At 54.1% G+C, this 12,603-nt stretch carries 5 protein-coding genes and 1 riboswitch; of the genes, 2 read left to right on the top strand and 3 right to left on the bottom strand.

Annotated elements, in window-relative coordinates:
* Positions 1 to 276: 276 nt before the first annotated feature.
* A complete protein-coding gene (locus tag ABC395_RS06940) occupies positions 277 to 1,173 on the bottom strand; it encodes a phosphate ABC transporter substrate-binding protein (protein ID WP_413001805.1) in 897 nt (298 codons plus the stop codon).
* A gap of 275 nt (positions 1,174 to 1,448) precedes the next feature.
* Here ABC395_RS06940 and ABC395_RS06935 point away from each other — a divergent pair, with 275 nt between their 5' ends.
* Positions 1,449 to 3,176 carry a methyl-accepting chemotaxis protein gene (locus ABC395_RS06935; protein ID WP_413001803.1) on the top strand — a complete coding sequence of 576 codons (1,728 nt, stop codon included), beginning with the start codon at positions 1,449 to 1,451 and terminating at the stop codon, positions 3,174 to 3,176.
* Between the two features lie 514 nt (positions 3,177 to 3,690).
* On the top strand, positions 3,691 to 7,677 hold the full coding sequence (locus ABC395_RS06930) for a glycosyl hydrolase family 18 protein (RefSeq protein ID WP_413001801.1): 3,987 nt from the start codon (positions 3,691 to 3,693) through the stop codon (positions 7,675 to 7,677).
* Between the two features lie 81 nt (positions 7,678 to 7,758).
* On the opposite strand, the gene ABC395_RS06925 is transcribed toward ABC395_RS06930, so the two are convergent.
* Both ABC395_RS06925 and ABC395_RS06920 read right to left on the bottom strand, forming a co-directional pair.
* Entirely contained in the window at positions 7,759 to 9,087 is a 1,329-nt protein-coding gene (locus ABC395_RS06925) for an ABC transporter substrate-binding protein (RefSeq protein WP_413001799.1), read from the bottom strand.
* A 24-nt stretch (positions 9,088 to 9,111) separates the two neighbouring features.
* On the bottom strand, positions 9,112 to 11,799 hold the full coding sequence (locus tag ABC395_RS06920; protein WP_413001797.1) for an EAL domain-containing protein: 2,688 nt from the start codon (positions 11,797 to 11,799) through the stop codon (positions 9,112 to 9,114).
* 129 nt (positions 11,800 to 11,928) lie between these two features.
* A riboswitch (cyclic di-GMP riboswitch) is annotated at positions 11,929 to 12,010 on the bottom strand.
* Positions 12,011 to 12,603: the final 593 nt, after the last annotated feature.

Here is a 12,603-nt window from a genome sequence, read left to right as displayed (position 1 = left end):
CAGCGCGTGGGTCCTTTCTGGCTTTGGCGGTTCTGCCGGCTCTGCTCCTTCGTCTTCGTTGTTTGCTGAGCGTAAGTGTTCACAAACGGGAAGCCCCCTTCAATCGGAATGCGTGCATGATCGGTAAGCACAAAGTACTAAATGATTCTTCTTAATCATAGGCCCTGTTTGTAAATACAAAATTAATCAATTGTAAAGCCCGTGTAAATTTTGCGGCAAATAAAAAGATGCCCCGAAGTTGATAAGCTTCAGGACATCCCATGGGGTCTATACGTCTTATTTTTTCAGAAGGTCAGCCGGAAGGAACTTCAGTTCTTCCACTTTTTTCGTTTGGAACTCAGGGCTCATGATGTAATCAAGGAAAGCTTTAGTAGCGCCGGTAGGCTCGCCTTTCGTGTACATGCGCTCGGTTCCGTACAGCTTGTAGCTGCCGTCTTTGATCGTTTCTTTGGCAAAAGCGACGTTGTCGAATTTCAAAGCTTTAACGGTGTTGTCCAGGTACGGCGTGTCGATGTAACCGATGGAGCCGGACTGGCTGCCTACGGCCGTTTTAACGGCACCCGTGCTTTCTTGAACGACGCCTTCTTTTGTAAAGTCTTTGCCGTCCAGCACGATTTGCTGAACAAGCTTACGGGAACCGGAAGCGTCCGGACGGTGAACGACGTTAATCGGAGCGTCCTTGCCGCCTACCTCTTTCCAGTTTTTGATTTTACCCATGAAAATATCGGCTGCCTGCTGTTTCGTCAAACCTTCGAGGCCAACGTCAGGATTTACGATAAGTGCGAACGGAGCGATTGCAACCACGTGTTCTTTCAGGTTCTTGTCTTTGTATTCGTCGCCTGCGGCCACGTCGGAGTTCCCGATATTCGAAATACCGTCCGCTACGTCCTTAAGACCTTTGCCGGAACCGCCGGCCGTCGGGTTGATCGTAACTTTCGGATTCTTTTCCATGAACAGCTTCGCCGCTTCTTTCACGAGCGGGAGAAGAGCGCTGGAACCGGAAGCCGTAACCGTTCCGGAAATTTCTTGAGCCGCCGTTGTTTCGGCAGGCTTGTTCGATGTTGCGGGACTACCTGCGTTTGTGTCTGTCTTTCCGCAGCCAGCCAAAACCCCCAGAGTAAGTACTGCAGCTAGCGAGATGGATAACCCTTTTTTCGACATGAACTTCAACATGTTGTACATGTCCTCCTTTGACGTTTCTTTCTTTGTTTTTGTTTCCTAGGACATCGTAACAAGCGAATGTAAACTGCAAGTCGTCCAAACGTAAATTTCATGTAAAACTTTTTGCGGGCTGCCGCTCCCTTTTCGCCCTCCTTTGAAATGAGCCTATTTAACTCCCGTTTTACAAAACCCTTCACGTTCTCTAATACTGAAGACTTATAGTTAAGGCGACTATAGACCTATATAAAGGTTAACTTTCAAACCAAGAGACCTATCGGAGGGTGAACATGAGGAACTTCTTCTATTTAACTACAATGAAACGCAAATTGATCGCCAGCTTCGGGGTTCTGATGCTGCTGTTTGTGGCCATGGCCTTTTTCCTCGTTCATCAAATCAGTAAAATCAACACGCAAATCGCGCTGCAGAACGAACGGGTCGCCATGAAAACGACCGCGCTGGAGCTGAAAGAAACGGTTCAGGAGCTGAGCATTATCGCTTCAGGACTGGAGCTTTCCAAAGATCCTTCCTATATAGAGAGGTACGAGCAGACGAGAACGGTGTACAACCGTCTTCTTGAAGTAATTAAGGGAACCGTTCGGAACGAAGAGGAAAAGGCGTGGCGCGGAGGACTTATCGTCGCTTCCGCGGATTATATCAACAATTTCGACGCGGCCGCCAAGCTCGTCCAGGAAAAGAAAGTCAGCCCCAAAGAGATGGAGCTGAGCATGCTTCATTATTACGGCGAAGGGCAGACGCTGCGCGAAACGATCTTCAAGCTGGTCGACAAGTTTTACGTCGCCTTCTCGGCCGATGCGCAGGCAGCAGTCGACGACTCCCAGAAAGTCATCGCCCAGACCGTGACCGTCGCCGTCGCCGCGGCCGTCCTCGTTCTTCTCGCTTCCGCGGGTGTCGCCGTCCTGCTCATCCGCTCCTTCCTCATTCCGGTGCGCAAGCTCCAGGAAGCGGTCGCGCGCATGGCATCCGGCGACCTGCGGCATGAAATCGGAAGCCGCGCAGGGGATGAGCTGGGTGAGCTCAGCCGCAGCTTCGACCGGATGACCGCCCAGGTCCGCGGGATGCTCGAACACACGAGCGGAATCGCGACGGCGCTGGCCGGGCAGTCGGTCACCTTCCGCCGGGTGTCCACCGACACGGCGGCGGCCAACGCGGACATCGTCCAGGCGATGTCCGCCATCGCGCGCGGCGCTTCCGAGCAGGCGGCGGATTCCGAGCATGCCTCCACCTCCGTCGCCGGGCTCGAAAGCGAGACGCGCGAGATCGCCGAATACGCGGCGGTGATGAGCCAGGCGAGCCGGGAAGCCGCGGAGGTCACCGTACGCGGCTCCCGCTCCGTGCACTCGCTGGAGGAAGCCAGCGGCGCCACGCGGCGCGTTCTCGGGCAGGTGCAGGAAGCGATGGCGACGCTTGCGGGCGATTCCCGCCGCATCGGCACCATCCTTGACGCGATTACCGAGATCGCGTCAAGGACGCACCTGCTGGCGCTGAACGCCGCCATCGAGGCGGCCGCCGCCGGCTCCAGCGGGCGCGGCTTCGCCGTCATCGCCGCGGAAGTGCGCCAGCTCGCGCAGCAGTCGAGCGACGAAGCCCGCCGCGCCGCGGGGACGATCGCATCCGTGGAGAGCCGGATGCGCGAGATGCAGGCCCGCGTCACGGACGCGAAGCGCCACGCGGACGCCCAGGAGCTGACCGTCCGCGAATCGCTCGGCTCGTTCGGGGCGATCGAACGCGCGATGGAAGTCGTGACGAATCAGATTCAATTCGTCAACGGCCGCATTGAGCGTTCCCTGCACAGCAGCGCGCAGCTGGTCGGCACGATCCGCCACATGGCGGAAATTGCCGAGCAGACGTCCGCGGGCGTGCAGGAGGTAACCTCGGCGTCGACCGAGAACGACGCCTCCATCCGGAGCATCGCCGTGCAGGCCGACGAGATGAACGGACTCGCGGAAAGCCTGTACCGCGAGATCAACAAGTTCAAGATCGGCGAAGCTTCGTAAACGCCGGATAAACAACCGGAGAGCACCCCGTCATGGCGGTGCTTTTTTACATATCGGGGGCACGTTTGCGGGGTTTTCCGTTTCTGTACGGGGTTATAGTCTGCCGCCTGCGAATCGCACCGGTTTCTAATTGACCTTTGTTCAGGCCGAGAGTCCGTTTCTTGTAAAAAAAGGGCGGATAATAGAGAAAATTCTCCCTCATCGTCTAATGTTACCCCTTTTGCTTCCCTTCATTTTCCTTGATACTGAAACTAGTTAACCGGTTGCATCACGAGAAGAAGAATCCTTGTCTTTCGATTTTTTATGACCGGTCTGCCGCCTATGTCAAAGTCAGTCAAGGCCGGTCGTTCAACCTTACACTCTTCTTCTCCATTCCGACGGTTATCTCTTAAGGAGGTGCGTACTGCCAGGAACCGAACCCATACGGAACATTCCGGATGCTGTTTAAGTTCTATGGACCCCTGTTATTGAAAGCGTTATCATATTTTCCTATCCGAAAAGGAGGCTTTACTTAATGAACCAGAAAACCCCACAATCTGCCAAAGCCCGGCGCTCCAAATCACCGGCCCGGATCGCACTCGGCATCCTGCTGATCGTTACCCTCATCGTGTCTTTATTCCCGTTCCTGGGTTTAGGCGCGCAGAAAGCGTCGGCGGCGGAGTCTTATAAAGTCGTGGGCTATTACCCTTCATGGGCCGCTTACGGCCGCAACTATAACGTAGCCGATGTGGATGCTTCCAAAGTTACGCACATCAATTACGCTTTCGCCGACATTTGCTGGGACGGCAAGCACGGCAATCCGGACCCGACCGGTCCGAACCCGCAAACTTGGGCCTGCCAAGACGCTGCGGGCGCCAACATTAACGTTCCGAACGGCACGATCGTTCTCGGCGATCCTTGGATCGATACCCAGAAGAGCTTTCCCGGAGACACTTGGGACGAGCCTGTCCGCGGTAACCTGAAACAGCTGATCAAGCTGAAACAAGCCAACCCGAACCTCAAGACGATCATCTCCGTAGGCGGCTGGTCCTGGTCCAACCGTTTCTCCGATGTAGCCGCGAGCGCCGCAACGCGTGAAGTGTTTGCGAACTCCGCGGTCGACTTCATCCGCAAATATCAGTTCGACGGCGTCGACCTTGACTGGGAGTACCCGGTTGGCGGCGGTCTTGCGGGCAACTCCGCCCGTCCCGAAGATAAGCAGAACTACACGCTGCTCCTTCAAAAAATCCGCGAGAAGCTGGACGCGGCAGGCACGGCCGACAACAAGAAATATTTCCTGACGATCGCATCCGGCGCAGGTCCTTCTTATGTTGCCAACACCGAGCTCGGCAATATGGCCAAGTATCTCGACTGGATCAACATTATGACGTATGACTTTAACGGCGGCTGGCAGACAATCAGCGCCCACAACGCACCTCTTTATGCCGATCCGGCCGCAACCGCCGCAGGCGTACCGAATGCGGACACGTTCAACGTGGAGAAAGGCGTACAAGGGCACATCAACGCAGGCGTACCGGCCAGCAAAATCGTCCTCGGCCTCGCTTTCTACGGTCGCGGCTGGAGCGGCTGCAAAAACACGGCTAACGGCGAATACCAGCAGTGTGCAGGTCTTGCGACTACCGGAACGTGGGAGAAAGGCTCCTTCGACTTCTACGATCTGGAAGCCAACTATATCAACAAGAACGGCTATACCCGCTACTGGAATAACACGGCAAAAGTTCCGTTCCTCTACAACGCTACGAACGGCACGTTCATTTCTTACGACGACGCCGAATCCATCGGGTATAAAACAAGCTTCATCAAGTCCAAAGGTCTTGGCGGCGGCATGCTCTGGGAATTCAGCGGCGACCGCAACAAGACGCTTCTGAAGAAAGTCACGGCGGATCTGTCAGGTTCCGCACCGGTCGGCGACACGATTGCCCCTTCCGTACCGGCCAACCTGAAATCGACGGCTAAAACGTCCACAAGCGTTACGCTTTCCTGGAACGCTTCGACGGACAATGTCGGCGTAACGGGCTACACCGTAACTTACGGCACCAAAACGGTAGATGTAACGACGACAAACGCAACGATCACGGGTCTGACGCCAAGCACGGCTTACTCCTTCACCGTTAAAGCGAAGGACGCGGCGGGCAACGTGTCCGCGGCAAGCACAGCCGTTTCCGTAACTACCGATGCAAGCTCCGGCGGCGGAACGGATACGACGGCACCGACGGCTCCGGCCAACCTGGCCGTAACCGCCAAAACGTCGACCAGCGTAACACTGGGCTGGACGGCTTCCACCGACAATGTGGGCGTAACCGGCTACACCGTAACTTACGGCAGCACGAGCGTGAACGTTACCGGCACGACCGCAACGATCAGCGGCCTGACGGCCGGCACCGCTTATACGTTCAGCGTAAAAGCGAAAGACGCGGCGGGCAACCTCTCCGCAGCGGCAACCGTTTCGGCTACGACGGACAGCGGCTCCGGCGGCTCCGTTTGCCCGGCGGCTTGGGACACAAGCAAATCGTACACCGGCGGACAACGCGTCTCCTATAACGGCAAAATTTATGAAGCAAAATGGTGGACACAGGGCGAACGCCCGGATTCTTCCAGCCAATACGGCGTATGGAAATATATCAGCGATTGCGGGGCGGGAGCGGGATCTCCCGCTTCTGTTTCTTCCGGCGCAGCTCTTGCCTCTAACCTGATCGCAGGCGCGGGCGCGGCTAATCCGGCCATCACTCCCGGAAGCTCCGCCGCAAGCGCGGCTTCGCCTTCTTCTCTGCCTGCAAGCACGAAAGTACTCGTCGGCTACTGGCATAACTTCGATAACGGTTCCGGCTTCATCCGTCTGCGCGACATTTCCCCCAAATTTGACGTGATCAACGTTTCCTTCGCCGAGCCTGTAGGCGGATCGACGACGGGAACGATCGGATTCACGCCTTACAACTACACAGATGCGGACTTCAAAGCCGATGTCGCTTATCTGCAAAGCCAAGGCAAAAAAGTCATCATTTCCATCGGCGGCGCGAACGGCCAAGTTCAGTTAACGACAGCCGGCGCACGCAACAATTTCGTAAGCTCCATGAAATCCATTATTTCCAAATATGGCTTTGACGGTCTGGATATCGACTTCGAAGGACATTCCCTGTACCTGAACCCGGGAGATGCCGATTTCAAAAATCCGACGACTCCGGTTATCACGAACCTGATTTCGGCTATCCGCGAGCTGCATGATTCCTTCGGCGACAAATTCATGCTGACCATGGCTCCGGAAACGTTTTTCGTTCAGCTCGGCTACTCCTTCTACGGAGGCACATGCAGCGGCTGCGATACGCGTGCGGGAGCTTACCTGCCCGTCATTTACGGCGTTCGCGACATTTTAGACTGGCTGCAGGTTCAGCTCTACAACTCCGGTCCTATCACGGGACTTGACGATCAGTACCACACGATGGGCGTAGCCGACTTCCACGTGGCTATGACCGATATGCTGCTTACGGGTTTCCCGATCGCCAAAAATCCGAACTCCGTCTTCCCGGCTCTGCGTCCGGATCAAGTCGTCGTCGGACTTCCGGCTAACGGCAACGCGGGGGGCGGCTTCACAAGCGTCTCCGAAGTGCATAAAGCGCTGGACTACCTGATGAAAGGCAAAGCGTTCGGTTCCTACACCCTCCGCGGTTCCGTTCAACCGGGACTGAGAGGCCTGATGACCTGGTCCATCAACTGGGATAAGTTCAACAACTTCGAGTTCTCCAACAGCCACCGCGCTTATCTGGACAGCTTCGGCACGGGAACGCCCGTCGATACGCAGGCGCCTTCCGTTCCGGGTAACCTCCGTTCTTCCAACGTAACGGCTACCGGCGTCACGCTCACATGGAACGCATCCACGGATAATACCGGCGTAACCGGCTATGAGGTTTATCAAGGCACGGCCAAAATCGCCGATACGACCGGCACGACTTATAACGTCGGCAATCTTACGGCAAACACGGCCTACACGTTTACCGTGAAAGCGAAAGACGCGGCAGGCAACGTATCCGCGGCAAGCACTCCTCTGGCCGTTACAACGGCTAACGGCGGCGGCTCCGGTGACACGTCCGCCCCTACCGCGCCAACGGCACTGAAAGTAACGGCGAAATCCGCGAACAGCGTCAGCCTCGGCTGGACCGCTTCCACGGATAATGTAGGCGTAACGGGTTACACCGTTTCGTACGGCACCAGCACCGTGAACGTCACAGGTACGACAGCCGTCATCACGGGACTGACCGCGAACACGGCGTATACGTTCACCGTGAAAGCCAAAGACGCGGCAGGCAATGTATCCGCAGCCGCTTCCATCCAAGCGACGACGGATCCTGTGTCTCCCGGAGGCCCTGCTCCATGGGCGGCCGGCGTCAGCTACAAGGTTAACGACGAAGTCACTTACAGCGGCTCGACTTATATTTGCCGTCAGCCGCACACTTCCCTGCAAGGTTGGGAACCTTCCAACGTGCCGGCTCTCTGGACTAAAAAGTAATCCCGCGGAAGGCATACCGTCTTCCTGACCGGAACGGCAAAACAGCAGCTCCGCCCCGTATCGACGGGCGGGCTGCTGTTTTTATTTTTTCTTCATCGTATCCAATAAAATCTGCTTCTCTTTCGACAGGGATTGTTCGATTTTATCCCGTGCGTCCGCGATAATCTGTTTGGTGTCCAGCCTTTTCTCGATGCCGCTTGCGATCTCGCTTTCCCAAATTTCCTGGGCTTTGGCGTCGAGCGGCGTGGAAGGAAATTCCCTTACCCGGGTCATCAAATCCTCATGAAGCGCATATGTTTTCTGTCCGCCCAGGAACGAATTGGTAGCCGCCAATTCCTTCGCATTGCCGCGGGCGGGCAAATAGGCCGGAACCGCTCCGCTGAGTCCTTCCTTGCTGTATTCGGTAACGGCGAACTCAATGAATTTCCAGCCCATCTCTTTGTTGGCCCCGTTCGAAGGGAGAAGAAAATTCGTGCTGTTCTGCCAGCCGTACAAGCCGAAAGGAAGTCTCGTTTCGCGCCATTTTCCGGCCGTCTCGGGCGCCCAGGCCTTAATCTGTTCGACTCCCCATGTGCCGAAATACATCATGGCGATCGTTCCGTCCTGGACTGCCTTCCGCCCCATATCACCCCATACGTCCAAATGGGCCTCCAAACCGAAATCGTTGACTTTTTTGGCGATGTCTACCGCCTTGTGAAACGCTTCGTTGTAGCGCATAAAATTCATCTTGCGGTCAAAAATGCCTTCGGAACGCTCGAAGAGCTGGACCGTTTCATTCACCCATTGCGTCAAATAAATGTTATGCTCACGCAGCTTTTTGGCCATGTTCAGCCAGTTTGCGGGGTCTTCCATATACTTGGCAAGTTCCTCGGGTTCGGAAGGAAACCCGTACTGCCTCATAATGTCCTCCCGGTAGTAGGTGACGGTAGGCGCCGTGGACAGCGGAAGGCCAATCAGCTCGCTACCGTCCGCCGACATGCCGCTTTCCCACAGGGACGGGCTGAAATCATTCCGGTATTTCCCCGCCTGATAAGGAGGCTTGAGCAAATCCTCCAGACCTTCAATCGCGGAAAAATTGCCGAAATCGGTGCTGTCGACCATCATAACGTCCGGCGGCTTCCCGTCGGCCAGCGCTTGCAGGTAGGCTCCCACATATTCGGAGTAAGGAATGATCTTTATGTCTATGCTCAATTCCGGATAGCTTTCTTTAAACTTGTCCGCCATGGGCTCGATTCCGCCGTAATGGGTCCATACCGTCAACCGGTTCGGAACTGCCGTTTTTCCCGTGGAAGGAGCCGGCTTTTCGGCGGGAGCGGATGAAGCGGGAATGAGCGGTTCGGACCGGAAGCAGCCCGTGGTGGTTACTATGAACAAGAGCAGCAGCATGAAAATTTTGGTAAGTTTGACCACAACTCGTTTCCTCCCGTCGTATAGCTAATTTGAATGCACCCCGGCAAAAAGTCCGGCATAATTTCCTCTTTGGAGAAGACTTGAAAACTCCCAGGCCGGCAAAGGTTTGCTAAAATAGTAGCCTTGGAGCTCGTCGCACCGGCACTGGGCAAAGTAGGCCGTTTCCTCGGCCGTTTCGACCCCCTCCGCCACAACGGTCATATTCATGCTGTGAGCCAGCTCGATGATAGCTTTGGCTACGGCCGCTTTTTTGGGTTCCCCGCCGATATCCCGGATAAAAGAACGATCCAGCTTTACATGTGAAATCGGCAGCCGCTGAAGCTGGTTAAGGGAAGAGTATCCGGTCCCGAAATCGTCGATCGAGAGCTGAATGCCGCGCTCCCGGATCCGGTTAATGATTCCGATGACCTGTTCGACATTCTCGATAAATACTCCTTCGGTTATTTCCAGAGTCAGATAGCATTCTTCCAGTCCCGATTGTTCCAGCGCGTTTTGAATCATATCCAGCAGGTTCGTCTGGGAAAAATGCAGAGCCGAAATGTTTACGGCAACCGGCACTTTGGGAAGACCCTCATCCTGCCACGCCTTGTTTTGACGGCAGGCTTCCTTCAAAACCCATTCGTCGATTTTGTAAATAATCCCCGATCTTTCGGCCAGGGGGATAAATTTATCGGGCGAAATGCGGCCCAGTTCCGGATGCTCCCAGCGCACCAGTGCCTCGACTCCGCTGATCGCGCCGGTAGCCGTATCGACTTTCGGCTGATAGTGCAGCACAAGCTGATTGTTCGCAATCGCTTCCTGAATGCCGTTCTCGATCATCATTTCTTCGGAAAAACGGATTTTCAATTCTTCTTCGTAGAATTGATGATTGTTGCTGCAGCCGATGGACTTGGCGAAATACATGGCCATATCCGCGTTTTTGACGATGGTGTCCATCGTATCGCCGTCTCGCGGGAACATGCTGATGCCGATGCTGACCGAGCTGTACAGGGACGATTCCATCAGCCTGACGGGTTCGTCGAGTGCCTCGAACATGCTGCGCGCCACGGCCGTCGCTTTCGCGTCATCGGCATCTTCAATGACCATGACGAACTCGTCTCCGCCGATCCGGAACAGCTTGCACGATTCGGTAACGCTGCGGGCGAACCGGTCGCCGATCTCTTTGAGCAGCAGATCGCCGATGTCATGGCCCAGCGTATCGTTAATCTGCTTGAAGCGGTTTAAATCGGCGAACATAACCGCCACCTGCTTGGGCGTATGTGCCGCCTCCGTAAGCATGCTCTGCAGGTAGGTTGTAAAATACAACCGGTTGGGAAGCCCCGTGAGGATATCGTAAAAAGCAAGCTGATGCAGTTTTTCCTCCGAAAGACGAAGCTTGTCCGTCTGCTCCTGCAGGCGCTGGTTCATGTTCTGCGATTGATGAAACATACTCAGCAGGTTCAGCGACATCTGCCTGAAGTTATAGGTGAGCGAGGTAATCTCCGAAACGCGGCTGCTCGGCCACTCGATTTCCTTCATCTGCTTTAATTTTTCCGGCAGGTCCGTTGTGGAGGTCGCCAGTTTGGAAAGCCCTTGAATCAGCACACGGCTTAAGTACAAGGCGGTGATGGCGGCGGCTGCCGCAAATAAGAGCAGATACCAGAGCTGCGACAAGTACTGGGAAAACACACTCACCTGGTAATGCCGGATTGGAATGTCTATGTACACGTGCAGGGGCAGTCTGGCGACCGCATTGTCGTAGATATAACTGCCCTCCCGCCACTGATGGGCAGGCAAAGCGGCATGCTCACGGCCGGGAAGGACCTGGTAAAAGTTATCGTCCAGTCCCACAACATTATTGCCGCTCTTCCAGTCATAAACCTGGTTCAGCCTGTAGCTCTGTCGATCGGCCGCCAAAACTTTGTTGGACCGGTCCGTAATGACGATCCTGAACAACTGTTCCGAGGTGTACTTATTCACCAGTTCCTGCAGATACCCCACTTGTATCAGTCCCTTGAGTCTGATACCCAGAATATCCTCGGCTCCCCACTGGTTCAGCTCCTGGTTAATGCTGTTCGCCGTGTTTATCGCAAGCTGCCTGGAGTTCTGGATCGACAGCTTCTCGGAATACCAGCTGTTCATCACGATATAAAGGAGCGACGGCAGGGCGACGGCCATAATCGAAAGGTGAAACAAAACTTTGCTGTAGGAGTACGTCCTTTCCCGCTCTTTGACGAGACCGAACCAGTGAAAAAGAGGCAGGTATTTCAGTAAAATATCGGCGATAAGCGCGTTAAACAGCCCGTTTGACAGCGTTATCAGAAGCATCAGGATCAGTTCGTCCGATACGAATTTATAGAATCCGTAATAAATGACGATCATAAGCGGGAGCCCGATGAGGAGCCAGTAAATACTGTCCCAGGTAAGGAGCTTCCCCGGTTTTTTCCGGTTTAGGAGGCCGACCGCCGCAAGTTCAAGAAGGCCGATCCATTCGAATGTAGGATGATGTAGAAAGAAAAAGGAGAACAACTGGGTAACGACGCCGGCCAGGAGGCCCAGACGGACGCCGAACAACGATATGGCGAACAGGAGAAAAATGCTGGAAAACGAGAAGGCGATTCCGTAGATAAGATGAAGCCTGCTTGCTTCAAAAAGCAGAGCTAATGCGATACAGAGCAGATATCCCAGTATTAATCGGGCTTTGTTTTGTAAAAGGGACTGAATAGTTTTCACACGCTGTCCTCCATTTCTGCCGAAAAGTACGAATGTGAGCACTGCCCCTTGTCCGAACTTACTTCATGGATTACGGCAAAAATAAAAGACCGCTTACAAAACAGCAGCCTCCACTTCCACTCATCCAACTTCGGTAACCCGGCTGTCTAGCTGCGCTTTAGACCCGTGGCTTTGCGTCCTATGCTTTCGCGATAGTTTGCCTTTATCGAGTTATTCAACTAAAGATTCATTAGTTAATAATTTCGACGCACTAGGTCCTTCTCCTCTTTTTTACAACAAAAAAATAGGGCAAAAGTCACAGTTATTTAAAAAAAATTTACTATCAGACGTATCAGACTGAGTATTCATCCTTTTAACGGGATAATTTTCTTATTTACTCCACCGGAAAAGCCGCTCTCTTTCTCTTTGGAAACGCTCTATTCCTTATCACCGGCAAGTTTGTTCCCTGACCGCTTTAAACTCTTTCAGTATCCCTAGCGTGGGACCGCTTACATTTCAGCTGCAAAAAACTGTTTTTCCTGAACGTTCGGACCCTTGCTTTTATTATAGTAGGTATTTCCAAAGATTACCGCACTTTTTTCCTGTAACTTTATGAAATCAAGCTCCATATTCTGCCGGCAAAACCAAGGAAGCATTCTCCTTTCCATTCGCAGCCTAATTCCTCACTGTTAGCGCACCATTGGCACGGTTTGTTGTTGTCTGCCGTTTCAATTCCTGCTTCGGCCCCCTTCTAGTTTACTGTTTCAATTTACTGTTTCCGGTTGCTCTTTGGTTTGCCGTTTCGGGTTTGTTTCGGCACTAAAC

This window comes from Paenibacillus canaveralius, from assembly GCF_047238265.1.
Classification (GTDB): domain Bacteria; phylum Bacillota; class Bacilli; order Paenibacillales; family NBRC-103111; genus Paenibacillus_F.
The sequence above is the reverse complement of the archived record's forward strand: the minus strand, read 5'-3'. Positions and strand labels throughout refer to the sequence as shown.

Excerpts from the sequence above, each read along its gene's own strand:
- ABC395_RS06940 (WP_413001805.1), bottom strand. The coding sequence starts at position 1,173 with ATGTTGAAGTTCATGTCGAAAAAAGGGTTATCCATCTCGCTAGCTGCA.
- ABC395_RS06935 (WP_413001803.1), top strand. The coding sequence starts at position 1,449 with ATGAGGAACTTCTTCTATTTAACTACAATGAAACGCAAATTGATCGCC.
- ABC395_RS06930 (WP_413001801.1), top strand. The coding sequence starts at position 3,691 with ATGAACCAGAAAACCCCACAATCTGCCAAAGCCCGGCGCTCCAAATCA.